The organism is Arthrobacter endolithicus (genome assembly GCF_026627425.1).
GTDB lineage: Bacteria > Actinomycetota > Actinomycetes > Actinomycetales > Micrococcaceae > Arthrobacter_M.
Genome location: NZ_JAPNLH010000002.1, coordinates 299,511 through 323,976, shown reverse-complemented (window position 1 = coordinate 323,976; position 24,466 = coordinate 299,511). Strand labels below are relative to the sequence as shown.

Genomic DNA, 24,466 nt, shown 5'->3' with positions numbered 1-24,466 from the left:
AACGCGAGGACAGGCACCACCCCAAACGGAGGACCAGCGGCCGGGTACACCGAGAATCCCTGGATCCGCAACACCTACCACGACGACCTCAAAGACGCCCAAAACTTCGCCCGCACCATCATCACCGGGACCTAGGCCACAAGCCTCGACCACGCGCAGCGGATTCATGGCACTGAGCACTGAGCACTGAGCACTGAGCACTGAGCACTGGCACTGAGCACACCCCGGTCTGTTTGACCGATGTGCGGCTTCCACCCTGCTGCTTGTTTTAGAAGCGGTATTGTCAGTTTGTCCCATCCAGCGCCTGATCGATCGGCGTGCTGCCGTTGTTGAAGCGGATAACCTTGCCTGCGGTGTTCGGGCGGTCAAGGACTACTGCGGCGACGCGTGCCACGTCCTGGCGAGCTACCTTGGTGGGCGTCAGATCAGGCCCTGTTTCAATTTGTCCGGTTCCTTCAGCCGTGGTCAGCGTACTGGGTGCCAGAATGGTCCAAGTCAGATCCGTATGGGCCAGATGGCTGTCCGCAGCTGCCTTGGACTCGGCGTAGGGGAAGAAACTGTTGTCCTCCGGCACGCCATGATCAGGTTTGGCGCCAAAATAGGAAATCATGACGTAGCGGCTAACTCGGGCAGATAGCGCCGCATCCATTGAGCGGATGGCTGCATCCCGATCCACAGAATAGGTGCGCTCGGCTGAGCCACCCCCGGCCCCGGCTGCGAAGACGACGGCATCGTGACCCCTAATCCTGCTGGCCAGCTCCGGCGTGGAGAGATGTTCAATGTCCGCGACGACGGGGGTAGCGCCTGAAGCGGAGACTTCGGCAGCATGGTCGGGATTGCGGAAAAGTGAGCTGACCTGATGCCCGGTGGAGGTCAGGATCCGGGCCAGTTCCAAGGCAACCTTTCCGTGTCCTCCAATGATGGCGATTCGTGACATAGCGTTTCCTCCATGGTCTTCATTTGTCCGATGGCTTCCTTACTACTGTAGACATGGGCATTCGCCCAGGGACACCGGCGGTGCACGACAGGAGCGGATGTCAGGCGCGGCCCGACTCTGCCAGACCAAGGCGCCGTTGCTAATAGAGTGGGCCCATGGATGATGTACTGGAATTTCACCAAAAGCCGAGGGCGCCCGAGGGGCTGCTGCGGCTGGCTCGTGCTCACGGCGTCGGAACTTCTTTTCGGGGCTGGGACGGGGCCGAACACGATGTAGCGGAAACTACGTTGCGACAAGTACTCGCGGCCATGGATGTCCGGGCCGGCACAGCGCAGGAAATTGCGGGGTCACTAGCCGGCGCAGAGTCCGGACCCTGGCAGCGATTACTTCCGGCCGTCGTCGTTCTTCATGAGGGGCAGCAAATAGAGGTTCCTGTCCATGCCCGCGAGGGCAGTGATGTTCATGTATGGATTGTCGCGGAGGACGGAACCCGGCACGAAATGCGCCCGCTCGCGGGGGATCTACAGTCACGCGACGTTGCGGGCGTCCCAACTTCGAGGCTGGTCTTCGCCGTCCCGGAACACTTGCCGCTGGGCTGGCACGTTCTGCACGCGAGGTACGACGACGTCACCGCCGAATGCGGGTTGGTGGTCACGCCCGCGCGGTTGGCCACTGCCTCCTTAAATTGTGAGCGCAATTGGGGCCTGATGGCGCAGTTGTACTCAGTGCGTTCTTCGCGCTCTTGGGGAATCGGAGACTTCTTGGACATGGCCGATCTGGCGGCGATATCGGGTGCTGAATACGGGGCGGGTTTCTTGCTGGTCAACCCCTTGCATGCGGGGGACCCTGTGCCGCCGGTGGAACCGTCGCCGTATCTTCCCAGTAGCCGGCGATTCTTCCACCCGCTGTACATTCGCGTTGAGGACATCCCGGAGTACGGCTACCTTCCGGACGGCGACCGGGCCCGGGTAGAGAGCTGGGCGGCGGACCAGCACCGGGCCAATTACAACGCGGAGATGCTGGACAGGAACACGGCCTATACGGCAAAGCTTGCCGCCCTGGAACTGGTCCATGCCGTGAAACTGTCGCCGGCCCGGGCCGCGCAGTTCACCGCGTTTCTGGACTTCCACGGGCAGGACTTGGACGATTTTGCTCTCTGGTGCGCCTTGGCTGAGAACTTCCCGGCAGATGCGCCACAGTGGAGCGCGGAGTTCTACAGTCCGCACGCCCCCGGTGCACGTGCCCAGCGGGAGGTGCTGGCAGACCGGATCGGGTTTTACCGGTGGCTGCAATGGATTTGTGACCAGCAACTTGAGGCGGCGCAGCGTTCCGCGAAGGACGCCGGAATGGACATTGGCATAATGCATGATCTGGCCGTGGGGGTGGACACTCATGGCGCGGATGCCTGGATGCTGCGTGATGTGCTGGCCCGAGGGGTGACCGTCGGGGCGCCGCCGGACATGTTTAATCAGCAGGGCCAGAACTGGACACAGCCCCCGTGGCATCCGGCCGGGCTGGAATCAGCAGGCTACGCACCGTATCGGGATATGCTGCGAAACCTCCTACGGCACGCGGGGGGGATTCGAGTGGATCATATTCTTGGTCTGTTCCGGCTCTGGTGGATTCCGGAAGGGAAAGCGCCGGGCGAAGGGACATATGTCTACTACAACCACGAAGCACTCATCGGCATCCTTGCGCTGGAGGCGCAGCGCGCCGGTGCCGTGGTGATCGGCGAGGATCTAGGAGTATTTGAGCCGTGGGTGCGGGAGTACCTGGCGGAGCGGGGCATCTTTGGGACGTCCATTTTGTGGTTTGAAAGCGAGAACGGGAAGCCATTGCCGCCGGAGAAATACCGCCGGTCGTGCCTGACGAGCGTTAACACGCATGACCTGCCACCGACCGCGGGCTACTTGGCCGGCGAGCATGTGTCGCTGCGCGAATCCCTAGGTTTACTGAACCGACCCGTCGAGCAGGAGCGGGCGGCGGATGCAGCGGCCCAGGGGCAAGTCTTTGAGCTGCTGCGTTCTCGGGGGTTCCTGGCGCCGGGTCAGCCTGCCGCCGATGCGTCCGGGAAGCTGGACGAGCGGGCGGTGCGCTTGACGGTTGAAGCGCTCTATGAGTTCACTGCCGCGACGCCATCGTCCCTCCTTGGCGTGGCCTTGGTGGATGCGGTGGGGGAGATGCGCACGCAAAACCAGCCAGGGACCAGGAATGAATACCCGAACTGGCGTATTCCGCTCGCGGGTGCGGACGGGAAGGTGTTTATGTTGGATGATCTACCCGGAAACGAGCGTTTGGCCTCGCTGGTTGCGGCCGTAGGGGGTCGCCAGCATAGTTAACATCTACGGATTCAACCAAGACTGAGGTTTTGTTCGGTCCTACTCCCGAATCTGGACCATAAGGGTGCTTGTGAGATCAAGAAGTTTGGCGGGAAAAGCCAGCTATTTCCGTGGGGGCTGGGAACCTGCCTTCCCCGACGGCCGCTCTCCTGCATTTTTTTCTGCTCCGTCCGCCGCGGCAGATTCGCGTATCTCGCGCCCACGGGTTACCTCCTCGTCTTCCTGCGCCTGTCGTTTATCGCTTTGCCTCGTGTCGCGCGGCGGGAGCTGGATTGATTCTTCGGCGGGAATTCCGGCTTGGAGCTCCCGGCCGCGCTCCATTTCCGCATCGAATTCCGCGCCGAACAGCAGCGACATGTTAAGAATCCACAGCCACAGCAGCACCACGATGGCACCGCCAATGGTTCCGTATGTTTTGTTGTAGTGGCTGAAGTTGGCCACATAGATGGCAAAGCCGAGCGAGGCGAGGATGAAGATGACGAGGCTGATCAGTGAGCCTATGCTCATCCAGCGAAATTTGGGCTGCTGAACGTTAGGGGTGGCGTAGTACAAAATTGCTATGACGATCACGACGAGGATCAGCAACACAGGCCACTTTACGATGTTCCACACCAGCACTGCGGCGCTGCCAAGCCCGATGCTGTCACCCACGGCTTGGGCTATGGGGCCGCTCAATACCAGCATCAGCCCCATGACGGCCACCAGCACTATCGCCAGAGCCGTCACGGCGAGCATTATCGGCCGAAGCTTCCAGAAAGGGCGGCCCTCGTCGATCTCGTAGATTCGGTTCATGGCCCGGCTGAAGGCTCCGACGTAACCGGACGCCGACCATAACGCCACCAAAATTCCTCCAACCAGAGCAAGGCCAGCGCTGGAGGAGTGCGTGAGCTGCGTGAGCGGACCCTTGATCACGTCCACCGTGGATGCGGGTACGAGTTTTGCCACCACGTCCAGAGCCGCAGTCGTGGTTTTTTCGGCCTGTCCTACTACGCCGAGCAGCGATACCAAGGCTAGAAGTGCAGGGAAGACGGCCAGTACGGCATGGTATGTGAGGGCGGCGGCCAGGTCGGGGCATTGGTCCTTGCTGAACTCCCGGAGGGTCTTCTTAGCAATATACTTCCACGACGGCTTGTCTATCTGGGCCGGCGTGTCCGGTTTTCGGTCGTCGTCTGGAGCCGGCGCCGTGCTGGCTTTGGCGGTACTGGATTTGGATCCGTTTGAGCCCATCTGAGTCCTCCGTCCGGCCGGGGCCGGCCTTGCTGTCCGCCGTGGTCCATTTCGGTCCACTCGTCAACTGCTAAGCGTACTGAGTGCATGGTGCTCTGGCAACGCCGTGCAGCGGTGTCCCAATTCCTATTGGGCGGCGATCAGCGCCTGTTAGTGGGCTCACGTTGCCTGGCGGGCGTCCGGCAGAGAAAGTAGACGTCAGGTTCATCACCACTGCCCTCGGCGACCGTGTGCCGTCAGCGGTACCGGCGGCGTATGTTCCCACCGGCCGTGACGTCGTCGTCGGAGTTGTGGAGGGCCCGGTTCCGGCAGTTACTCGATGAACCTGCATAGCAGCGTTCTTGAAACGGGCCGAGGGCCGGACCAACATCGGCATCGCCCAACGTCTGTGGCTGACAGCCCGCACGGTGGAGACGCACGTCGCCAGCATCCTCGCCAAGCTTGACCTCGCCAACACACCGCAGGACCATCGGCGTGTGCTCGCGGTCATCGCGTACCTTGGCAGCCGTGCTGACTGACCCTGCGGTTCGGAGGTTGAGTCGGCTGGCGGCCAACAACGGCGCAGAAGGGCAACCCCAACGAACATTTCCAGCACCCGCGGCCGGCAGGTCGAACGGAGTGCTGTCCTGCACCATCACCCCCCACTTCGGGTCAAACCCGGGGTAAACGGCAGGTCACTCTCATGAGGAGGAGCGCTTGCCGCGAAATGCGTCCACGATGCTGCGGAAATCAAGCCGGCCCTCCACCATCCTGCCGAGAACCGCTCCGAAAATCATGAAAATCGTGACGAGCAAAAAGCCCCAGAACCCGAAGACCAAGCCGGTGATTGCCAATGTCGCGCCGATTGCTACGCCTGCAACGGTGGTACTCATGAGACCCGGGTGCCGCGCTGCGTGTCCTGACGGGCGTCATAGGAGCTTTTATCATCATCCGTGGGGATGTGAACGTCCGTGATGTTGATATTGACCTCCGTAACCTGCAGACCGACGAGGTCTTCTACAGCCGTATAGATGGCGTCCCGGACACTGCGCGCGACGTTCTGCAGGGGATGCGGGTATTCCACTATGAGCGTGACGTCGACGGCGGCCTGAGTCTGGCCCACTTCAACGCTGATGCCCTGCGCCACATCGCTTTGCCCGATCGCGTCCCGCAGCGACCCCAGGGCACGTGCCGCGCCGCCACCGAGAGCATAAACCCCAGGGATGTCACGGGTGGCGATTCCGGCGATCTTGGCGACGACCGCGTCTGCGATTGTGGTGCTGCCGCGGCCGTTCCCGGGATCGCCGGAGAGGGTGGTGGAGCCCGACGGCGGCGTGTTCTTCGCGGGGTTGTTCTTGGCCGGGCTGTTGCTGGCAAAGATGGACGGGGTCTGCGGTTGATTAGTCAAGGCACTCACTCCTGAATCGATCCGTGGAACATCGTGGTGATGCTCACACTAGTAGGACGCTGTGACGGACTCCATCCTTCGGGCTGCGGACCCGGTTTTTATCACAGACTTTGGTTACTGCAGCGGTGACGCCGCCGGGTAGCATTCTGGACCGGGCGTAGTCGCGTAGTACTATTTCATTCGTCGCCCCCGTAGCTCAATGGATAGAGCAACGGCCTTCTAATCCGTAGGTTACGCGTTCGAGTCGCGTCGGGGGCACACGGTGAGTATCGAGACCGCGAACGTAGATCAGGCTTACGTCTTCTCAGGATTTAGGTCGGCACCCCGGGAACCCGCGGTTTTGGGCCGATGTACGCTTCCATAGTCCACGAGGTGGTTCTACGGGGAGACCACGGCAGCTTGGCCTGCGCCGCAACCTTGACGCCGCCACCTTGATGGATGCATGAAACGAAGTGATCCTGGGCGGTCGAAAATGCGCTGCACGCGACACTGAGAGGCGGCCACGGTGAACGCGACGACCTTGCCGCTGCCGTCTGGGTGACGTCGCCGGCGCTCGCATCCAAGGATCACCCGTGCGCCGTGTTCCGGCCACGCGCCCTTTCGTGAACCGCGGGCGCACAACGATAGTCCCCTCCTCCTCCACAGGCACCCATGCCATCGGCGCTGACCACAGAGCCACTCCAGGCTCTGGTCCTCTGACCTCCGGCGCAGTTTGCTTGAAGCATCTGCATAGCGCCGCGAATGGTGGCACGAGGAAAGGCATTGACATGACTGATGTGATTACGGTCCGCGGCTTCGTCGCAACGGAAGTTCGGCGCTTCACCACGGAAGCAGGGGTCTGCATCGCCAGCTTTGAATTGGGATCGGTTGAGCGGAAACAAGATAAAGCCACGAATGAGTGGGCGGATGGAGACACCAACTGGTATCACGTATCGACATTTCGCCAGCTGGCCCAGAACACGGCGTTCAGCGTCAATAAGGGCCAACGTGTCATCGTGACCGGCAGGCTAAAGATCCGGCAATGGGTCCGTGATGATGGGCGGACCGGGACATCGGTCAACCTGGACGCTGACACTCTGGGGCACGATTTGTTCTGGGGCACGGCGGTTTTCCAACGGCATACCGCCACGCGCAGGGAAACCGGAGGCGGTGGAGAGCCGGGCGAGGGGACGGAGAACGCGAATGGCGCGGGCGAGGACGATGATGCCGCCGAAGCTGCCCTGGATTCAAGCGATGGTCCGGGAACCACGACTGTGGGGGAAATCCCCGACGACGTCTCAGCTTTGGAGGAAGGCGGTTTCGTGAATACGGCTACCGGAGAAGTTGTAACAGCAGAACCGCCCTATTAGCGCTATGGGAACGTTTAAACCGCGACGTGCCAGCGGGAGCGCGTATTCGGGTCCCTCCCGGCTTCGGGAGCGCGTATTCGGTCCCCGCCCTAAGGTCGCAAAAAAGTCGCCTAGGTGATCCCGGCGGCGCGTCCAAGGTCAACCGATGATCGGCGAATGTGAGTTATCTTCCGGCACCGGCTAGCCTTGATGCATGGCGGAATTTATCTACACAATGACCAAGGCCCGCAAAGCCGTCGGCGAAAAAGTAATCCTCGACGACGTAAGTATGTCCTTCTTTCCGGGGGCAAAGATCGGCGTCGTGGGTCCGAACGGTGCTGGTAAATCAACCATCTTGAAAATCATGGCCGGGCTTGACACGCCGTCCAATGGTGAGGCGCGGCTGAGCCCGGGATACTCGGTGGGGATCCTGCTCCAGGAACCGCCGTTGAATGAGGACAAAACTGTGCTCGGCAACGTCCAAGAAGGTGTCGCAGAGATCCATGGGAAGATTCAACGCTTCAACGCCATCTCCGAGGAAATGGCCAGCCCGGACGCCGACTTCGATGTGCTGCTTGAGGAAATGGGCAGGCTGCAGGAAGCCATTGACGCCGCCGACGCGTGGGATCTGGATTCACAGCTGGAACAAGCGATGGACGCTCTGCGCTGCCCACCAGGGGATGCGGACGTTACGGTTCTCTCCGGTGGTGAGCGGCGGCGGGTGGCGTTGTGCAAACTGTTGCTGCAGAAGCCGGATCTGCTCCTGCTGGACGAACCGACCAACCACCTTGACGCGGAAAGCGTGCTCTGGCTTGAACAGCACCTCAGCAGCTATGCCGGCGCGGTTCTCGCCGTAACGCACGATAGGTATTTCCTTGACCACGTGGCCCAGTGGATAGCCGAGGTGGACCGCGGTCACCTGTACCCCTACGAGGGCAACTACTCCACCTATTTGGAAAAGAAACGCGCCCGGCTGGAAGTCCAGGGCAAGAAAGACGCGAAGCAGGCCAAGCGGCTGACCGAGGAACTCGAGTGGGTCCGCTCCAACGCCAAGGGCCGCCAGACCAAATCCAAGGCACGCCTGGCCCGCTATGAGGAAATGGCCGCCGAGGCTGACCGCACCCGGAAGCTGGACTTTGAAGAAATCCAGATCCCGCCGGGCCCGAGGTTGGGCGGACTGGTACTGGATGCAAAGAACCTGCAGAAGGGTTATGACGATCGCGTCCTGATCGATGGACTGTCCTTCAGCCTTCCCCGCAACGGAATCGTCGGCGTGATCGGCCCCAACGGCGTGGGCAAAACGACGCTTTTCAAGACCATCGTTGGCCTTGAACCGCTCGACGGCGGCGAACTCAAGGTCGGGGATTCGGTCAAGATCTCCTACGTTGATCAAAGCCGCGGCGGGATTGACCCGAATAAGACCCTGTGGGAAGTCGTCTCCGATGGTTTGGACTACATCCAGGTCGGCCAGGTTGAAATGCCCTCTCGCGCCTACGTTGCAGCCTTCGGTTTCAAGGGCCCGGACCAGCAGAAGAAGGCAGGAGTGCTCTCCGGCGGGGAGCGGAACAGACTCAATCTGGCGATGACCCTGAAGCAGGGCGGGAACCTGCTTTTGCTCGATGAGCCGACCAACGACCTGGACGTTGAAACTTTGAGCAGCCTGGAGAATGCCCTGCTCGAATTCCCGGGCTGCGCCGTGGTCGTCTCGCACGACCGCTGGTTCCTGGACCGGGTGGCGACGCATATTTTGGCCTATGAAGGCACCGACGACAATCCGGCCAACTGGTATTGGTTCGAGGGTAACTTCGACTCCTACGAGGCCAATAAGATTGAGCGTCTAGGGGCAGATGCAGCGCGTCCGCACAGCGTCACGCACCGCCGACTGACGCGCGACTGACGGCAGAAGTGTGCGAATAAGCACCGGCCGGTCCTCTGGGGCCGGCCGTTGTTTCTTTGCAGGTGCTTTTGCTCATCGTCCGGCGCCTTTTTACGGAACTGTTACGACGGAAGCTGCGGTTGTTTGTCCGCGGACGAAATGCTAGGCGAGAGTTGCGTCGGGGAGGCGGATCATGCCTTCCTGCGCCACGGAGGCTACCAGCTGCCCGGCACGATTGAAGATCTTCCCGGTATTAAGCCCACGGGCTCCGGAAGCGCTGGGGGATTCGGTCAGATAGAGAAGCCATTCGTCCACGCGGACGGGGCGGTGCCACCACATCGCGTGGTCCAGGCTTGCGATACTGAGCCCCTTGGTGATCCAGCTGATGCCGTGCCGGCGGAGGGAGGGCTCCAGCAGGGTGTAGTCGCTGGCATAAGCGAGCGCCGCACGATGCAGGTTCGGTTCATCTGGCATGGCGCCTATGGTTTTGATCCAGACGCCTTGACGTGCTGCGCGATTGTCGTCCACTTTGAGGTAGATATCGCTCTCGATATGCCGGATATCGAACGGCCGGCCGAAAGCCCATGATTGTGCCACCGGGTGATCGATGCCGCCCAATAAGTCAGCGGCGCTGGGCAGCGTTTCCGGATCGGGGACGTCCAGCGGCATCGCGTCCTGGTGTTCAATGCCCGTGTCCGGGATCTGGAAAGAAGCGATCATCGACAGGATGGGGACGCCATTCTGATACGCGTGCGTGCGCCGGGCCGAGAACGAGCGCCCGTCGCGGAGCCGCTGCACGCCGAAGGTGATCGGCTGATTGGCATCGCCTGGACGCAGAAAGTAGCCGTGCATTGAATGCACCGGCCGGTTGGTCTGCACGGTTCTGCTCGCGGCTATGAGCGACTGCGAAAGCACCTGACCACCGAACACTCGCTGCGCGGGCTGTTTCTGCGAGACGCCGACGAAGATTTCCTCATCCGTTTGCGCGCCGTCCGCCTCGCTGAGATCCAGCAGTTCCAGCAGCGTCGTCATCGGTTCCTGTACCGCGGTGGATTCAGTCATGAAATGACTCTATGTGCCATTTCCAAGGTGCCCAAACCGTCGTGGCCGGAAACACGATTCGCTGGCTTCGGCGCGCTGGGCGATGATGGAGGGATGGCAACAGTGATCCAAATCCCGCTGCAGATCCGTTTCGGCGATGTTGATGCGTATGGGCATGTAAATAACGTGACGTATCTGCAGTATCTCGAGGACGCCCGTGTCCAGCTGTTCCACACCCCGCTGGGCACAGCGGCAGGCCCGGGGGCAGGCCCGGCGGATTCCTTCGAGGATCTGGTCGGTGAGGATCTTTTCACGCTGGTTGGCCGGCACGAGATCGAGTATCTTGCGCCGCTGGTCTTCCGCCCGGAGCCGGTCTTTGTGAACATCTGGGTTACCCGGCTGGGCGGCTCCAGTTTTGATTTCGGTTACACCGTGGCGGAACCGGACGGCTCCGTGATCTATGCCCAGGCCAGCTCCGGCATAGTCGTGGTGTCGCGCGCGACGGGACGCCCGGTCCGGCTCAGCGCGACTCAACGCCATGCCCTGGAAACCTGGCTGGGCGACGAAGTGCATTTTCGGCGCCGGCAGGCGGCGGCCGTCACCGTGGCTCCTCTTGGCGCCAAGGCATGAGCGGCGCTACGCCGCAGCCTGTACTCGAGCTCGCGGACCAAGGCACGGTGGCAGATTTGCGCACGTTTGTGTCCAGGGCCCGCGCCGCCGACGACGGCGCCACGCGTCTGGTTGCCGCCGGTACCGTTTTGGCCGCCTATGTCTGCGTGATGCGACCGAAGCTGTTGGGTGAGGGGACGCCCACGATTCTGGGGCTGCGCACCATGGCTCTGGCGATGCCGGCAGACCTTGATGCTACTGTGCCGCTGGCCGCGGTTTCGGATCGGCTGGCGCGGATGGCCGACGACGACGTCAGACTTGCGGTGCCCCCGACGACGCTGCACGAGTCCTGGGCCGGGATCAGTGCGCCGCGGGGAGGCTGGGAACGCGTGCAGGAGATCGACTCGGATCACCTGATTCAGATCGCCGGTGATGGTGCGCGGGAAGTGGCACAAATCATTCCAGTAAATCCGGGCACCATGATTGTCAATAATGCCCGGGCCGCGGTTTGGGGCCGTCTAATGCCAGGAATTGGTTTGGCTCTGCCTGCTGGCGCCGCCTTTGCCGCCCACGTCCTCGGGTTCCTGACCCCCGGGGAAACTGCCGTTCTGTTCCGGTCCGCACGCTGGTTGCGCTTGAGTACGGGCCGCGGCCACGTCCTGATCCGCCCTGGCGCGGAGATCTGAGGGGACCAACCCACTGAGCAGTGCATCGGTAGTGCGTCGGCATTGCTCACAGGGCAACGCGTGGGCCGAGCTTAAGCCGCGTTCACCATCGAATGGGCGGCCCGCTCCAAATAATCCCAGAGCGTCGCCTCCTGTAACGGCGGTAGGTTCAGTGCGTCCACGCCGGTGCGCATGTGCACCAGCCAACGGTCGCGCGCCTGCGGCGTCACGATGAACGGGACATGGCGCATCCGAAGCCGCGGGTGGCCGCGCTGCTCCAAATAGGTTCGGGGTCCGCCCCAGTACTGCTCCAGGAACATGCGCATTCGTTCTTCGGCTGGACCCAGATCATCCTCCGGGTACATCGGGCGCAAAAGCGGATCCTGCGCAATCCCCAGATAAAAGACGTGCACCAGCCGCACAAAGGTCTCGTGTCCGCCGACTTCATCGTAAAAGCTGCCGGTCCCGGTCCCGTTACCGGTGCCGGTGCCCGGACCTGTGACCGTGGCCGTGCCTGTGTCGTCAGCTGCGGGGCTGCCCGTACTTTCAATCGTCATCTGGCGGCGCCTCCGATCGGGTCGGACGAGGATGCCGGGCTGCCGGGCGCGGGGGAGTCGGATGTAGGGGCGATGTAGTTGCCTTGCGAGCGGTTTCCGAGGCGGAGGATCTCCCCGTTGCGCAGGTACCAGATGGCGCCATCGGGTGCGCGGACCCGGGTGATGCGTAGTCCGACGGACTCCACGACCCCCACGACCTCGCTGGTTTCGATCGCATCGCCTATCCCATACTGGTCTTCCATCGTGATGAAGATGCCGGCCAGGAAGTCCCTGATTAGCTGCTGGCAGCCAAAACCGATGGCAATTCCTAGAATACCTACGCTGGTCAGGACGGGAGCGATGTTCACGCCCAGGACCTGCAGGACGTAGATGACCGCAATGACCACTATCACCACGGTCACCACGGAGTTCAACAACGATCCAATGGTCTCCGCCCGCTTAACCCGGCGTTCGCTGTCAAGGGTGCGCAGAACTGGCTGGGCCCACTTGAATCCCCGGACATTGAATATGCTGCTGCCGATGCGGATCCGCCGCACGATGCGCGAGATGATCAAGCGCAATACAGCCCAGACAACCAGATTGATCAGGATGGCTATTCCCACGGCCAGTAATCGGCTCCAGGCCAGATCCCAATTCCATGTCACTATGATTAAGCCCTTCCGTCGGTCCTGCGGATTTTCCTTTCCATTAACCCTAGCGCCGATAAGCCAACCGAATGTGCGCCCCGACCCGTCGGGTGAGTGGGTACATCTGCCCCTTAAATGCCACCGCGGAGGGGCATATCTGCCCACTCACCGCGGCGTGGTCAGCCGGTGGACGCAGCCCTGGTGATATTGCTTACGTGATCGTGGGTTCGTGGTGGACGGGGAAATTCACGCTGCGGGCGATGAAGCACTTGTGCGCCGCCTCCGTGTGCAGCCTGGCGGCAAGGTCTGCCTGGTCAGGGTTCATAAGGCCGACGACCGGGCGCAGGGTTACCGAGACAACTTGTCCACTGCCGTCGGGATTTAGCGCCAGTACACCGACCGCCTCATCATGGTAACTGGTCACGACCAACCCATGGTTCACTGCCACGTGCAGGTACGAGAGCATATGACACTGGGCCAGCGCCGACAGCAGCAATAATTCGGGATTCCAGCGGTCCCGGTCGCCGTGGAAGGTCGGATCCGCCGAGCCTTGCAGCTTTGGCAGTCCCGCGGCGGCGATGTCATGTCCGCGACCGTAATCGCGGTACCCGGAGGTGCCGGTACCGCGATTACCCGTCCACGAAACGGATACTGCATAGGAGTGCTCGTTGCGGACCATGCACCCAGTCTAGGTCGGGCGGCACCGGCCCGCCGCCGTTACTTGTCCGCCGCGCGGGCCTTCAGCGCGCGGACCACGCCATCCCGGCTTTCCAGCACCAGACGGCGCAATGACGGTGTATCGCCGCCGAGCTCGGTCAGGAAGGCATCGGTTGCGTCTACGGTGCTCTGCGCCACCAACTGAGATGGGTAGAGGCCGGTGACAATGGTGGAACTGATCTCGTGTGACTTCGTGGCCCAGACCTCGCGGATGGCGGCAAAGTACTTGGCCACAAAAGGCTCCAGCAGTTTGGTGTCATTGACTCGGGCGAAGCCGCTGATCGCGGAACGCTGCGCTGCGTTTGGCATGTCGCCGGCAACGACGACGGCCTGCCAGGCAGCTTCTTTGGCCTCCGCCGTGGGAATAGCGGCCCGGGCGCCCGCGGCCGCGAGCTCGCCCGTCTGGGTATGGTCCCGGGCCAGCTCGGCCTCGATGTCGGCCGCGCCCTTCCGGCCCCCGGTCACCAGGGACGTCAGCAGCTCCCAGCGCAGGTCTTGATCGACCTCTACGCCGACCAGTCCGCCGTCGCCGGTGAAGAGCTGCGCAACGGCATCGAGTTGCTTGGGGCTGCGCGCCAGCGAGCCAAAGGATTTCACGAACTGCAGCTGTGAATCCGATTCCGGCGCCGCCTGCCCGGCGAGGGTGAAGAGGATGTCTCCGGTCTGCTCCGTGACGGCTTGGCGATGGTCGTCCGCAACGTAGAACGCCAGCGTCGTGGCCAACTGGCGCAGCAGCACCGTGACCACCGAGGAATCCGACTCAGCGCCGATATTGGCCAGCACCAGATGGACGTATTCGCGGGCCGGGGTTTCTCCATCGCGCGCCGCGTCCCAGGCCGACCCCCAGACCAGCGTGCGGGGCAGGGAATCGGCGAAGTCCTTCAGATGTGCCTTGGCCGCTGCCAAGGACGTCTCGTCGAGCCGGACCTTGGTGTAGGCCAGGTCGTCGTCGTTGAGCAGGACCAGCGCCGGTCGTGCCATGCCGACCAGCTCAGGGACCTCGGTGCGGTCTGAGTCCACATCCAGCTCCACCCGGTGGGTGCGGACCAGCTTGCCCGAATCCGGTCCCTCCTGCGCCAGATTGTAGAAGCCGATGGCGGCACGGTGCGGTCGCAGGGTGGGGTAGTCCGGCACAGCCGACTGCAGCACGGCAAAACCGGTGATGACGCCGTCGTTATCCACGGTGATCTGCGGGCGCAGAGTGTTCACACCGGCTGTTTCCAGCCAGAGGGCGGACCAGTTCTTCAGGTCGCGTCCGCTGGAGGCCTCGAGCTCACGGAGCAGATCGGCCAGCTCGGTGTTGCCCCAGGCATGCTTGTCGAAGTACGCCCGCACGCCGGCCATGAATTCCTTCTGCCCCACCCAGGCCACCAGCTGGCGTAGCACGGAGGCACCCTTGGCATAGGTGATGCCGTCGAAATTGACCAGCACATCATCCAGGTCGTTGATTTCCGCCACGATCGGGTGCGTGCTGGGCAGTTGGTCCTGCCGGTAGGCCCAGGACTTTTCCATCGACGAAAATGTGGTCCAGGCGTTGGTGTAGCGGGTGTTTTCCGCCGCCGCGAGCGTGGACATGAACTCCGCAAAGGACTCATTGAGCCACAGATCGTTCCACCAGCGCATGGTCACCAGATCCCCGAACCACATATGCGCCAGCTCGTGCAGGATGGTGATGGCGCGGCGCTCGACGACGGCGTCGGTCACCTTGGAGCGGAACACATATGTTTCCAGGAACGTCACCGCTCCCGCGTTCTCCATTGCTCCGGCGTTGAATTCCGGGACGAAGAGCTGATCGTATTTGGCGAACGGATAGGGGGTGCCAAACTGCTGCTCATAGAATTCGAAGCCCTGGCGGGTGAGTTCAAAGATATTCTCCGCGTCCAGATACTGCATGAGGGATTTGCGGGCGAAGACCCCCAGCGGGACGGTGCGGCCGTCGGAGCTGGTGAGCTCGCTGCGGACGTTCTGGTAGGGCCCGGCGATCAGTGCCGTGATGTAGGAGGACATCACCGGCGTGGGCTCAAAGTTCCACGTGGCGTTCTCTCCCGCGGTCAGCGGCTGTGGCGTCGGCGAGTTGGAGATGACATCCCAGTAAGCCGGTGCCGTGATGTTGAAGGTGAAGGTTGCCTTCAAATCCGGCTGCTCGAAGACGGCAAACATGCGCCGGCTGTCCGGGACCTCGAACTGGCTGTAAAGGTAGACTTCCCCATCCACCGGATCAACGAAGCGGTGCAGACCTTCCCCGGTGTTCATGTACGGAGCGTCGGAGACAACCGTCAAGACGTTCGTCTCCGCCAGCTGGGCCAGTTGGATGCGGACGCCGTCTGAGACGGCCGTTGGATCAAGCTCGACGCCGTTCAACGTCACCGAGTGCACCGAGTCGGTGATGGCATCGATGAACGTGGAGTCGCCAGCGGTGGCGCGGAACTTCACCACGGTGGTGGAGGAAAAGACGGACTTGCCGCGCGTGAGGTCAAGGGTGACGTGATAGGAATCGACGGCTATCAGCGACGCCCGTTCCCGTGCCTCGGCGCGGGTCAGATTCATTCCGGTCGGTTGATTCTCAGGCACTGGCGTTGTCTCCGTTGTTTGGCGGACGGGATGCCGCCGGTTAGGATCGCCCGCGGCATTGGGATCATTGTTCCATCTATTTCCTTCCGGCGGCCGAATGCTGACAGGCCTGTCCTCCGAAAGGGATAACCGGACGGCAGGGCCCGATACGCCTGCGGAGGATTAGGCTGGAGCAAGAACACCGGAACGATGGAGAATGCATGAAACGCAGAAAGCGCCCAAGGGCAGCCGGGACGACCGCAGGGGAACGCGCGGGCGTGGATAAGCGCGCACTGAGATTTTCTATCACTTTCCCCTTGGTTCTGGCGATCTGCTTCGGGCTGGCCGGTTACACTCTGCGGGGCGAAGTCCCCAGAGGTGCCGTGCTGCCGTTCGGCAGTTCACCGTTGACTCCCGTTGGCTACCTGGGTGTAGGCGCGGCATGCATAGCGGTTGTGGGAATAGCCATAGGAACCCAGGCGGCGCGGACGTCGCTGCCGCGGGCGGCCCGGCGGGTTCTGCTCGGCGCCGCCTTCTCGGCGGAACTGTTCCTGACAGCGCTTTTCGGGTCGACCTTGGTGGCCCAGGCCGGCAGCGGCCACGCGCCGGGCGGGCAGCCGGACCCAGTGGTTCTGGCGATGGGCAGCGGCGCGGCACTGTCCCTCGGGGTGGTGATAGCGATGGTTTACAAGCCGGAGGAGCAGTGGACGCGCCGCGACGACGAGGCGCTGCTGGTTGCTTTGGACCCGGAGCTGGCGCGGAACCGGCTGATGTACTGGATCCGTCCGCGCAGTTCGGTTCTGATTATGATCCTGCTGGCCGGAGTTTTACCCGGTGCTTTGATTGCCGTGGCGCTGCCATGGCTCGGGGCGCTGGTCTTCGTCTTGGCGCTGGCTGCGGTTTTTTCGCTCACGGCCCTGGTGGACGCCGATCGTGATGGCGCGCGGGTGCTGCTGGCCGGCGTGCTGCCGGTCCTGCGCACTCCGGTGGAGGCGGTTGAGGCAGCTGCGGTGCTGGATACCCGGGCGCGCGACTATGGCGGATGGGGGCTGCGCCGGCACACCGCAACGGCGTCCTTTATGGCAGCCAGCGGTCCCGCCGTCGTCGTCCGGCTGGAAAACGGCACAGCCGTCATCATCGGTGCGCCGAACAGGGAAGAGGGCGACGCGCTGGCAACACTGCTCAATAAGTACGCCGGACGGCGGAGCGCCCCAGGGCCGGCGCCGCTGCCGGAATAAGGCCGGGAAACTTGTAGGCTGGGAGTCAGGAACCACGCGAACAGCCACACAGCCGGATCAGAAACCGCCACGAAAAGGACCCCTCCATGAGCGTCACCCGCATCCATATCGCCACAGATCACGCCGGCATGGAATTGAGCTCGCATCTGATCGAGCACTTGGGCGCCGCCGGCTACCAAATGGTCGATCATGGACCGAAGGTCTATGACGCCGAGGATGACTACCCGGCGTTTTGTATCAGTGCCGCGCAGGCGGTCATAGCGGATCAGGCCAAGGGCATCAAGGCGCTGGGCATCGTGTTGGGCGGCTCCGGCAACGGCGAGCAGATAGCTGCGAACAAAGTCCGGGGAATCCGCGCGGCGCTGGCTTGGAATGTGGACACCGCACGACTGGCCCGGCAGCACAACGACGCCAACGTTGTCGCCGTTGGCGGACGCCAGCACTCCGTCCAGGAGGCAACACAGATTATTGAGGCGTTTCTAACCGAACCTTTCAGCGGCGACGAACGCCATGTTCGCCGCATTGCCAAGATCAGCGGGTACGAAACCACCGGCCAGATTACCCAGTAACGCCAAGACTGCAGAGCATGCCGCCCGTCCAGCGTGTCCGCGGAGAAAAATATGCCTGAAGGCCATTCAATCCAGCGGCTCGCCCGCCAGTTCCAGGATGTCTTTGCCGGCCAGCGGCTCAGTGTTTCCAGTCCGCAGGGACGCTTCGCGTCCGGAGCGGCGCTGCTGGACGGGCAGGTGTTGCTAAGGGCGGACGCGCACGGCAAACAGCTCTTCCTCGGGTTCGACAACGAACTGCTGCTCCGCGTGCATTTGGGCCTCTACGGTGCCTGGGACTTCGGCGGGGATGAGACTTTTGCGGGTGCGTCAAGCATCGGTGCACCGAGGCGGATCGGCGAGAGGGAGATCCCAGCCGCCGGTGCGGGGCCAGTCGGAGGGAGCAGAATTGAGAGCAGCGGGGCGCCCGGTTCCCTAGGGTACGCCGGGCCGCCGGAGCCCCGTGGCGCCGTCCGGGTCCGGCTGGTCTCCGGGCACGGCTGGGCCGATCTGCGCGGACCCACCGCCTGCGAGGTCCTCACGCCGGCGGAAGCGGCCACCGCGGTCGGCAAGTTGGGTCCGGATCCCCTGCACAGCCATTCCGGTGATGCGGCAGAATTTTCCCGGCGGGTCGGTGCCAGCCGGACCGCAGTGGCGCTGCTGCTGATGAATCAACAGGTTCTGGCCGGCGTCGGCAATGTTTATCGGGCGGAGGTCCTCTTCCGGCAGCGACTTAACCCGTGGTTACCGGGTTCCGCGTTGTCACCGGAAGGGCTCGCGGCCTTGTGGCTGGACATTGTCTCGGTGATGAGCGACGGCGTCCGTGATGGTCGGATTATCACGACCAGCCCTGTGGACCGGGCTTCACCGGCAACACCGGTGCCAGTGGGGGAGGCGCACTACGTCTACAAGAGGGAAGGACTTCCGTGCCGGATCTGCGGAACTGAGATTGCCCTGGTCGAGCTAGGAGGACGGAAGCTGTATTGGTGTCCGCGCTGCCAGGAGTGAGGCTCGGGGCCGGCAATTGAGGCACTGGGGGAAGTGAGCTGAGGGGGCGACGGGAATCGAACCCGCGTCATCAGTTTGGAAAACTGAGGCTTTACCATTAAGCTACGCCCCCGTGCAGGCCAACCGCAAACGCGTGCGCTTCAGCAGCCGGGTATAACTACACCATACCGGGGGCAGGTGCTGTCAAATGCTGGGCGGACAGGGAGGGCATTGTGCCCGCAATTGTGCACATGCCATGTTTTGCCCGTAGACTTACCGGTGCATTGCGGGGCGTGGCGCAGCTTGGTAGCGCACCTGGTTTGGGACCAGGGGGTCGCGTGTTCGAATCACGTCGCCCCGACTCAGCATTATCCGACAACGCAAACGCCGGATACGTGCTGCTATTGACTACTCACCTATCGACCATTTCAGGAGTACATGCTGTGAAGAGCGCCGTCGAAAACCTCACACCCACTCGGGTCAAGCTCAATGTTGAGGTTCCCTTCGAGGAATTGAAGCCCAGCATCGATGAGGCATACAAGACGATTGCTACCCAGGTCCAGGTCCCGGGCTTCCGGAAGGGCAAGGTCCCGAATCGCCTCATTGACCAGCGTGTTGGCCGCGGCTACGTCCTGGAGACGGCCGTCAATGATGGTCTCAATGGTTGGTACCAGGCTGCGGTCCAGGAAGCGGGCATCAGCCCGCTCAGCCGCCCCGAGGTTGAAATCACCGAGGTTCCGGACCCGGCAGCAACCGACGGCGGGCTGAAGTTCCACGTCGAGGTGGACGTCCGTCCCGAGATCGAGCTCCCCGACTACAGCGCTATCGCTGTTGAGGTTGCGGCGTCAGAGACCGCCGATGAGGATATCGACAAGGCCCTCGATGAGCTGCGTGGCCGCTTCGGCACGCTGAAGACCCTTGAACGTCCGGCTGCTGAGCGCGACTTCCTGTCGATCGACATTTCGGCCCGGATCAACGGCGAGGAGGTTGACTCCGCGTCGGGCCTGTCCTACGAGGTCGGGGCCGGCACCATGCTGGAGGGCCTCGATGAGGCTGTCACGGGCCTGAGCGTGGATGAAGAGACCATTTTCGACACCAAGCTGGCGGGCGGAGACCATGCCGGTGAAGCGGCTCAGGTGACGGTGACGGTAAGGTCCGTCAAGGAGCGCGAGCTTCCGGTAGCGGACGATGATTTTGCCCAGTTGGCCAGTGAATTCGACACCATTGCCGAGCTGCGCGAGGATCTGGCCAAGCAGGTCGCCGAAGCCAAGACGGTCGACCAGGGTGTCGAGGCCCGGGACAAGGTCCTGGATAAGCTCTTGGAAATGATCGAGGTTCCGATTCCGGAATCGGTCATCGCCGAGCAGCTGGAGCAGCACTTCACCGGCGAGGGCAGCCACGGCGGTGAGGACCATGACACCGAAGATCACCGCGCCGAGGTCAGGACGAATACTGAGCGTGCCTTCCGCAACGAGATCATCCTCGACTCCATCGCTGACAAGGAAGAAATTGGTGTCAGCCAGAACGAACTGATCGAGTACATCGTTTCCTCCGCCGGCCAGTACGGTATGGAACCGAATCAGTTCGCCCAAATGCTTGATTCCTCCGGCCAGGTCTCGATGATCGTCTCCGAGGTCCGCCGCCGCAAGGCGCTGGCCCTGGTTCTGGGGCAGGCCAACGTCACCGACACCAAGGGTGAAGCCGTGGACTTGAGTTCCTTCGTCAGCGCCGGTGACGACGAGGTGGAAACGAACGACGACGACATCGAGGCGTTCGAATCCGGCGACGCCGACGCAACGGACTCTGCAGAGGATGCCGTGCTTGATGCGGCAGAGCCCGCTGAAGAAGATGCGCCTGCAGGCGACGACCCGGGCGCAGCCCGCTTCTAGCAGGTCCGCTCCAGCATCGATCGTCTGAGGGGCGCTGTTCGCCAGCGTTTTTTTGGACAGCAGCGCTCGTTCAGGACGTCCGGTGCCGCTGCACTGTGAACGGTACCGAAGCCGCCGCCGGTTCCCTTTGGGACCGGCGGCGGCGCGCTTTAAGCCCGCCTGCGCCGCCGTCGTCCGTCCTGCCGACCGTGATGCGCCGTCAGCGAACAGGTCGGTTTCACGAAACAAATTGTCGGTCCAAACGGCTACTGTCCATGGAAGAGATGTTCGCAGGATGACAGTGCCTGTTGCAGCAGATGCTGAGCCGGCACGCAGTCACGATCGAGAGGCAGTTTCACCATGACCCAGCAAAGTACAGCCCCGACGATGGCGACGCAGGACGCGTCTGGCCGCGATGATTACATTTTCAACCGACTGCTCAAGGAGCGGATTATTTGGTTGGGCTCGGAGGTCCGCGACGATAACGCGAACGTCATTTGCTCCCAGCTGCTGCTGCTCTCGGCCGAGAATCCGGACAAGGACATCTTCTTGTACATTAACTCGCCCGGCGGCTCCGTTACTGCGGGCATGGCGATTTACGACACGATGAAGTACATCCCCAATGACGTGGTCACTGTGGCCACGGGTTTGGCGGCGTCGATGGGTCAGTTCCTGCTGTCCTCCGGCACCAAGGGCAAACGCTACGCCACCCCGCACGCCCGTATCCTCATGCACCAGCCCTCGGGTGGAATTGGCGGAACCGCGTCGGACATTAAGATCCAGGCGGAACTGATTTTGCATATGAAGAAGGTCATGGCAGACCTGACCGCCGAGCAGACTGGACAAACGGTGGAAAAGATCCTCAAGGACAACGACCGCGACAAGTGGTTCACGGCCGAGGAGGCGCTGGAGTACGGTTTCTTCGACAAGATCGCAGCGCATGCCGGCTCCGTCTCCGGCGGTGGTGGAACTGCCCAGGAATAGTCACCGGTCCCCGTCTACGCCGATTCCCCATACTTCAGGAGCTTAGAGAACAATGACCTACAATTTCGGAGCGTCAGCCGGTGGCTTCGCTGCCAATATGCCCACCAGCCGGTACGTGCTGCCTCAATTCGAGGAGCGTACACCCTACGGTTTCAAGCGTCAGGACCCGTACACCAAGCTGTTCGAGGACCGGATTATTTTCCTTGGTGTCCAGGTCGACGACGCCTCCGCGGACGATGTGATGGCGCAGCTGCTGGTGCTGGAATCGACCGATCCGGATCGCGACATTACCCTCTACATCAACTCGCCCGGTGGATCGTTTACCGCCATGACGGCCATTTACGACACTATGCAGTTTGTCCGCCCGGAGATCCAGACCGTGTGCCTGGGCCAGGCGGCCAGCGCCGCAGCTGTGCTGCTTGCCGCCGGGGCGCCGGGCAAGCGGCTGGCGTTGCCCAATGCCCGCGTTCTGATTCACCAGCCGGCCCTGTCCGGCGGCGACGGTGGTCAGGCCTCGGATATTGAAATCCAGGCCAATGAGGTTATGCGTATGCGCACGTGGCTCGAAGATACACTGGCGCGCCACTCCGGGCGCACCCCGGCGCAGGTAAACAACGACATCGAACGAGACAAGATCCTCACCGCGGCGGAGTCCAAGGAATACGGTCTGATCGACGAGGTGCTGGCGCCCCGGAAGATCAAGCCGCAGGCCATCACCAAGTAGTAGCCGTAAAGTACCGCCGGGGCGCCGAAGGAAAAGTACGCCGCCCCGGCGTTTGGCTTCCACTTGGGACAGGGTATGTGGCCTAGAGTGGAGGCATGGTCCGGGGCACGACAGCCCGGACTACCGGCCCGCTTCAAGGGCCAAGGCGCATTGCGCCCGATTCGAAAGGGAAACACAGATGGCTCGGATGGGCGAGAGCACTGATCTACTGAAGTGTTCCTTTTGTGGCAAGAGCCAGAAGCAGGTCCGGAAACTCATCGCCGGTCCTGGCGTCTACATCTGCGACGAATGCATTGAACTGTGCAACGAGATCATCGAGGAGGAATTGGCCGAAGTGGCCGACCTGGGCAGTTTTGAACTCCCCAAGCCTCGCGAGATCTTTGATTTTCTGCAGGAATACGTCATTGGCCAGGAACCAGCTAAGCGTTCCCTCGCCGTGGCTGTGTACAACCACTACAAGCGTATTCAGGCCGGTCACGGCTCTCGGGGCAATGCGCTGGCCGAGGGCGGGGCCCACGAAGACGTGGAGCTGGCCAAGTCCAACATTTTGCTCATCGGACCGACCGGCTGCGGGAAGACGTACCTGGCGCAAACGCTTGCCCGCCGGCTCAACGTTCCCTTCGCGGTTGCGGATGCGACCGCGTTGACGGAGGCGGGATACGTCGGCGAAGACGTTGAAAATATCCTGCTGAAACTGATCCAGGCCGCTGACTACGATGTCAAAAAAGCCGAACAGGGCATTATCTACATTGACGAGATCGATAAGATCTCGCGCAAGAGCGAAAATCCATCCATCACCCGGGACGTCTCCGGGGAGGGCGTGCAGCAGGCGCTGTTGAAGATCCTTGAAGGAACAGTGGCCTCCGTGCCGCCGCAGGGCGGGCGGAAACATCCGCATCAGGAATTCATCCAGATTGACACCACGAATGTGCTCTTCATTGTGGCCGGTGCCTTTGCCGGGCTGGAAGAAATAATCGGTTCACGGGCGGGTAAGAAGGGTATAGGCTTTGGTGCCCCGCTGAGCGCGCTCAAGCGCGTTGAAGCCAGCTATGGTGACGTCATGCCGGAGGATCTGCTGAAATTCGGCCTCATTCCCGAATTTATCGGCCGTCTCCCGGTCATCACCACCGTCTCGCATCTGGATCGTCCGGCCCTGATCCAAATCCTGTCCGAGCCCAAGAATGCTCTGGTCAAGCAGTACCAGAAAATGTTCATGCTCGACGGCGTGGAGCTGGTTTTTGAAGACGATGCCCTGCATGCGATTGCCGACAAGGCTCTTGATCGGGGTACGGGGGCACGAGGTCTGCGGGCCATTATGGAAGAAGTGCTGCAGCCGGTGATGTTCGACCTGCCCGGGCGGGACGATATCGCGAGCGTGGTGATCACCGCTGACGTGGTGAATACAGTCACCGAGCCGACCCTGATCCCGCATGACGTGGTGGCAAAGCGGCGCAATAAGTCGGCCTGACGCCGCTGTGCCTGGCAGCTGCTGCTTCCCATCCGCTGCTGTTTCTTATTCCCGGCCCGATCTGCACTATTTCCAGATGATCCAATGAGGAGAAACCATGACTGAATCCGCGAATTCGAAGTCCAATACAGCAAAGGCCAACGGCGCGGATTTCTGGTTTGACCCGCTGTGCCCGTTCGCCTGGGCAACGTCACGGTGGATCGGCGAGGTGGAAGAGGTCCGGGACATTTCCGTTCACTGGCACGTGATGAGCCTGTCGCTGCTCAATCAGGGGCGCCCCGGCCTCACCGAGGAGTACGAGTCGTTGATGAAACGCGGCTTGGGCCCGGTGCGCGTGATCACCGCAGCACGTGAGTTGCACGGCGAGCACTACGTCAAGGAGCTCTATGACGCGATGGGCACCGAGATTCACGTGAACGGAAATCAGGACTACTCGGAGGTCATTGCCAAGGCGCTGGCTCAGGTGGGGCTCGACCCCGATCTGCAGCGGTTTGCTAACGAGGACGTCTACGACATGCCGCTTCGCGCCAGCCACGAGTCCGGCATCAGCCTGGTGGGCGAGGACGTCGGGACTCCGATCGTGGCCTTTAACGGAACGGCATTTTTCGGCCCGGTGATTACCCAGATTCCCCGCGGTGACGATGCCGGTCGCCTATGGGACGCCACCGTCACCCTTGCCGGGTTCCCCTACTTCTTCGAACTCAAGCGCAGCCGCACCGAAGACCCGCAGGCCCAGTAAGCTCAGCTTTATCCGGCTGTTTGTCAGCCGTAGGCTACATGTGCGGAGGAGACC

The 24,466-nt window shown here is 62.2% G+C and carries 23 protein-coding genes and 3 tRNA genes; 16 read left to right on the top strand and 10 right to left on the bottom strand.

Going from position 1 to position 24,466, the window contains the following annotated elements:
• Positions 1-283: 283 nt before the first annotated feature.
• Positions 284-937 (bottom strand): SDR family oxidoreductase, encoded by a 654-nt coding sequence (locus tag OS914_RS03250; RefSeq protein ID WP_267544612.1) that lies wholly within the window; start codon positions 935-937, stop codon positions 284-286.
• 155 nt (positions 938-1,092) lie between these two features.
• On the opposite strand from OS914_RS03250, the gene malQ reads away from it, so the two are divergent.
• Positions 1,093-3,276, top strand: coding sequence for a 4-alpha-glucanotransferase (gene malQ / locus OS914_RS03245; RefSeq protein ID WP_267544611.1), 2,184 nt, complete (start codon positions 1,093-1,095; stop codon positions 3,274-3,276).
• A 102-nt stretch (positions 3,277-3,378) separates the two neighbouring features.
• On the opposite strand, the gene OS914_RS03240 is transcribed toward malQ, so the two are convergent.
• On the bottom strand, positions 3,379-4,503 hold the full coding sequence (locus tag OS914_RS03240) for a YihY/virulence factor BrkB family protein (RefSeq protein WP_267544610.1): 1,125 nt from the start codon (positions 4,501-4,503) through the stop codon (positions 3,379-3,381).
• Between the two features lie 341 nt (positions 4,504-4,844).
• On the opposite strand from OS914_RS03240, the gene OS914_RS03235 reads away from it, so the two are divergent.
• Entirely contained in the window at positions 4,845-5,021 is a 177-nt protein-coding gene (locus OS914_RS03235) for a LuxR C-terminal-related transcriptional regulator (RefSeq protein ID WP_267544609.1), read from the top strand.
• Positions 5,022-5,183: 162 nt separating this feature from the next.
• Here OS914_RS03235 and OS914_RS03230 read toward each other — a convergent pair whose 3' ends face one another.
• Both OS914_RS03230 and OS914_RS03225 read right to left on the bottom strand, forming a co-directional pair.
• Entirely contained in the window at positions 5,184-5,375 is a 192-nt protein-coding gene (locus OS914_RS03230) for a DUF2273 domain-containing protein (RefSeq protein WP_267544608.1), read from the bottom strand.
• The gene (locus OS914_RS03225; protein ID WP_267544607.1) at positions 5,372-5,890 is read right to left on the bottom strand and encodes an Asp23/Gls24 family envelope stress response protein; all 519 of its coding nucleotides are present in this window, start codon (positions 5,888-5,890) and stop codon (positions 5,372-5,374) included. The genes OS914_RS03230 and OS914_RS03225 overlap by 4 nt, the downstream gene beginning before the upstream one ends.
• 185 nt (positions 5,891-6,075) lie before the next feature.
• Here OS914_RS03225 and OS914_RS03220 point away from each other — a divergent pair.
• From OS914_RS03220 to ettA, 3 genes are all read left to right on the top strand, one after another.
• Positions 6,076-6,148, top strand: a tRNA-Arg gene (locus OS914_RS03220).
• A gap of 509 nt (positions 6,149-6,657) precedes the next feature.
• The gene (locus tag OS914_RS03215) at positions 6,658-7,239 is read left to right on the top strand and encodes a single-stranded DNA-binding protein (RefSeq protein WP_267544606.1); all 582 of its coding nucleotides are present in this window, start codon (positions 6,658-6,660) and stop codon (positions 7,237-7,239) included.
• Between the two features lie 193 nt (positions 7,240-7,432).
• Positions 7,433-9,115 (top strand): energy-dependent translational throttle protein EttA, encoded by a 1,683-nt coding sequence (gene ettA, locus OS914_RS03210; RefSeq protein ID WP_267544605.1) that lies wholly within the window; start codon positions 7,433-7,435, stop codon positions 9,113-9,115.
• Between the two features lie 141 nt (positions 9,116-9,256).
• Here the strand turns inward: ettA and OS914_RS03205 are convergent, their stop codons facing one another.
• The gene (locus OS914_RS03205; protein ID WP_267544604.1) at positions 9,257-10,156 is read right to left on the bottom strand and encodes an acyl-CoA thioesterase; all 900 of its coding nucleotides are present in this window, start codon (positions 10,154-10,156) and stop codon (positions 9,257-9,259) included.
• Between the two features lie 93 nt (positions 10,157-10,249).
• Between OS914_RS03205 and OS914_RS03200 the strand changes: the two genes are divergently transcribed.
• Positions 10,250-10,765, top strand: coding sequence for an acyl-CoA thioesterase (locus tag OS914_RS03200; RefSeq protein ID WP_267544603.1), 516 nt, complete (start codon positions 10,250-10,252; stop codon positions 10,763-10,765).
• A complete protein-coding gene (locus OS914_RS03195; protein WP_267544602.1) occupies positions 10,762-11,430 on the top strand; it encodes a DUF8185 domain-containing protein in 669 nt (222 codons plus the stop codon). The genes OS914_RS03200 and OS914_RS03195 overlap by 4 nt, the downstream gene beginning before the upstream one ends.
• Before the next feature lie 71 nt (positions 11,431-11,501).
• Here the strand turns inward: OS914_RS03195 and OS914_RS03190 are convergent, their stop codons facing one another.
• The 4 genes from OS914_RS03190 to pepN form a co-directional block, all read right to left on the bottom strand.
• Positions 11,502-11,966 (bottom strand): globin, encoded by a 465-nt coding sequence (locus OS914_RS03190; RefSeq protein WP_267544601.1) that lies wholly within the window; start codon positions 11,964-11,966, stop codon positions 11,502-11,504.
• Positions 11,963-12,610 carry a mechanosensitive ion channel family protein gene (locus OS914_RS03185; RefSeq protein WP_267544600.1) on the bottom strand — a complete coding sequence of 216 codons (648 nt, stop codon included), beginning with the start codon at positions 12,608-12,610 and terminating at the stop codon, positions 11,963-11,965. Before OS914_RS03185 ends, OS914_RS03190 begins: the two co-directional genes overlap by 4 nt.
• A gap of 193 nt (positions 12,611-12,803) precedes the next feature.
• Positions 12,804-13,271: an OsmC family protein gene (locus OS914_RS03180; protein ID WP_267544599.1), complete on the bottom strand. Its 468-nt coding sequence runs from the start codon at positions 13,269-13,271 to the stop codon at positions 12,804-12,806.
• A 38-nt stretch (positions 13,272-13,309) separates the two neighbouring features.
• Positions 13,310-15,856, bottom strand: a complete 2,547-nt coding sequence (pepN, locus tag OS914_RS03175) for an aminopeptidase N (RefSeq protein ID WP_267544639.1) — start codon at positions 15,854-15,856, stop codon at positions 13,310-13,312.
• Positions 15,857-16,080: 224 nt separating this feature from the next.
• On the opposite strand from pepN, the gene OS914_RS03170 reads away from it, so the two are divergent.
• The 3 genes from OS914_RS03170 to OS914_RS03160 all read left to right on the top strand — a co-directional run bounded on the left by OS914_RS03170 (position 16,081) and on the right by OS914_RS03160 (position 18,650).
• Positions 16,081-17,097, top strand: a complete 1,017-nt coding sequence (locus OS914_RS03170) for a hypothetical protein (RefSeq protein ID WP_267544598.1) — start codon at positions 16,081-16,083, stop codon at positions 17,095-17,097.
• Between the two features lie 86 nt (positions 17,098-17,183).
• Positions 17,184-17,666, top strand: coding sequence for a ribose-5-phosphate isomerase (locus OS914_RS03165; protein ID WP_267544597.1), 483 nt, complete (start codon positions 17,184-17,186; stop codon positions 17,664-17,666).
• Between the two features lie 51 nt (positions 17,667-17,717).
• Positions 17,718-18,650 carry an Fpg/Nei family DNA glycosylase gene (locus tag OS914_RS03160; protein ID WP_267544596.1) on the top strand — a complete coding sequence of 311 codons (933 nt, stop codon included), beginning with the start codon at positions 17,718-17,720 and terminating at the stop codon, positions 18,648-18,650.
• A 41-nt stretch (positions 18,651-18,691) separates the two neighbouring features.
• Here the strand turns inward: OS914_RS03160 and OS914_RS03155 are convergent.
• Positions 18,692-18,762 (bottom strand) — tRNA-Gly (locus OS914_RS03155).
• A 154-nt stretch (positions 18,763-18,916) separates the two neighbouring features.
• Between OS914_RS03155 and OS914_RS03150 the strand changes: the two genes are divergently transcribed.
• The 6 genes from OS914_RS03150 (at position 18,917) to OS914_RS03125 (ending at position 24,412) form a co-directional block, all read left to right on the top strand.
• A tRNA-Pro gene (locus OS914_RS03150) sits at positions 18,917-18,990 on the top strand.
• 82 nt (positions 18,991-19,072) lie between these two features.
• The gene (tig, locus tag OS914_RS03145) at positions 19,073-20,518 is read left to right on the top strand and encodes a trigger factor (protein ID WP_267544595.1); all 1,446 of its coding nucleotides are present in this window, start codon (positions 19,073-19,075) and stop codon (positions 20,516-20,518) included.
• 339 nt (positions 20,519-20,857) lie between these two features.
• Positions 20,858-21,481, top strand: a complete 624-nt coding sequence (locus OS914_RS03140; RefSeq protein ID WP_267544594.1) for an ATP-dependent Clp protease proteolytic subunit — start codon at positions 20,858-20,860, stop codon at positions 21,479-21,481.
• 52 nt (positions 21,482-21,533) lie between these two features.
• The gene (locus OS914_RS03135; protein WP_267544593.1) at positions 21,534-22,205 is read left to right on the top strand and encodes an ATP-dependent Clp protease proteolytic subunit; all 672 of its coding nucleotides are present in this window, start codon (positions 21,534-21,536) and stop codon (positions 22,203-22,205) included.
• A 178-nt stretch (positions 22,206-22,383) separates the two neighbouring features.
• Positions 22,384-23,673 carry an ATP-dependent Clp protease ATP-binding subunit ClpX gene (gene clpX, locus OS914_RS03130; protein ID WP_267544592.1) on the top strand — a complete coding sequence of 430 codons (1,290 nt, stop codon included), beginning with the start codon at positions 22,384-22,386 and terminating at the stop codon, positions 23,671-23,673.
• Positions 23,674-23,770: 97 nt separating this feature from the next.
• Positions 23,771-24,412 carry a mycothiol-dependent nitroreductase Rv2466c family protein gene (locus OS914_RS03125; RefSeq protein ID WP_267544591.1) on the top strand — a complete coding sequence of 214 codons (642 nt, stop codon included), beginning with the start codon at positions 23,771-23,773 and terminating at the stop codon, positions 24,410-24,412.
• Positions 24,413-24,466: the final 54 nt, after the last annotated feature.

Excerpts from the sequence above, each read along its gene's own strand:
- pepN (WP_267544639.1), bottom strand. The coding sequence starts at position 15,856 with ATGAATCTGACCCGCGCCGAGGCACGGGAACGGGCGTCGCTGATAGCC.
- OS914_RS03190 (WP_267544601.1), bottom strand. The coding sequence starts at position 11,966 with ATGACGATTGAAAGTACGGGCAGCCCCGCAGCTGACGACACAGGCACG.
- OS914_RS03205 (WP_267544604.1), bottom strand. The coding sequence starts at position 10,156 with ATGACTGAATCCACCGCGGTACAGGAACCGATGACGACGCTGCTGGAA.
- ettA (WP_267544605.1), top strand. The coding sequence starts at position 7,433 with ATGGCGGAATTTATCTACACAATGACCAAGGCCCGCAAAGCCGTCGGC.
- OS914_RS03160 (WP_267544596.1), top strand. The coding sequence starts at position 17,718 with ATGCCTGAAGGCCATTCAATCCAGCGGCTCGCCCGCCAGTTCCAGGAT.
- OS914_RS03230 (WP_267544608.1), bottom strand. The coding sequence starts at position 5,375 with ATGAGTACCACCGTTGCAGGCGTAGCAATCGGCGCGACATTGGCAATC.
- OS914_RS03180 (WP_267544599.1), bottom strand. The coding sequence starts at position 13,271 with ATGGTCCGCAACGAGCACTCCTATGCAGTATCCGTTTCGTGGACGGGT.
- OS914_RS03200 (WP_267544603.1), top strand. The coding sequence starts at position 10,250 with ATGGCAACAGTGATCCAAATCCCGCTGCAGATCCGTTTCGGCGATGTT.
- OS914_RS03140 (WP_267544594.1), top strand. The coding sequence starts at position 20,858 with ATGACCCAGCAAAGTACAGCCCCGACGATGGCGACGCAGGACGCGTCT.
- OS914_RS03170 (WP_267544598.1), top strand. The coding sequence starts at position 16,081 with ATGAAACGCAGAAAGCGCCCAAGGGCAGCCGGGACGACCGCAGGGGAA.
- malQ (WP_267544611.1), top strand. The coding sequence starts at position 1,093 with ATGGATGATGTACTGGAATTTCACCAAAAGCCGAGGGCGCCCGAGGGG.
- OS914_RS03135 (WP_267544593.1), top strand. The coding sequence starts at position 21,534 with ATGACCTACAATTTCGGAGCGTCAGCCGGTGGCTTCGCTGCCAATATG.
- OS914_RS03125 (WP_267544591.1), top strand. The coding sequence starts at position 23,771 with ATGACTGAATCCGCGAATTCGAAGTCCAATACAGCAAAGGCCAACGGC.
- OS914_RS03165 (WP_267544597.1), top strand. The coding sequence starts at position 17,184 with ATGAGCGTCACCCGCATCCATATCGCCACAGATCACGCCGGCATGGAA.
- OS914_RS03215 (WP_267544606.1), top strand. The coding sequence starts at position 6,658 with ATGACTGATGTGATTACGGTCCGCGGCTTCGTCGCAACGGAAGTTCGG.
- clpX (WP_267544592.1), top strand. The coding sequence starts at position 22,384 with ATGGCTCGGATGGGCGAGAGCACTGATCTACTGAAGTGTTCCTTTTGT.
- OS914_RS03195 (WP_267544602.1), top strand. The coding sequence starts at position 10,762 with ATGAGCGGCGCTACGCCGCAGCCTGTACTCGAGCTCGCGGACCAAGGC.
- OS914_RS03240 (WP_267544610.1), bottom strand. The coding sequence starts at position 4,503 with ATGGGCTCAAACGGATCCAAATCCAGTACCGCCAAAGCCAGCACGGCG.
- OS914_RS03250 (WP_267544612.1), bottom strand. The coding sequence starts at position 937 with ATGTCACGAATCGCCATCATTGGAGGACACGGAAAGGTTGCCTTGGAA.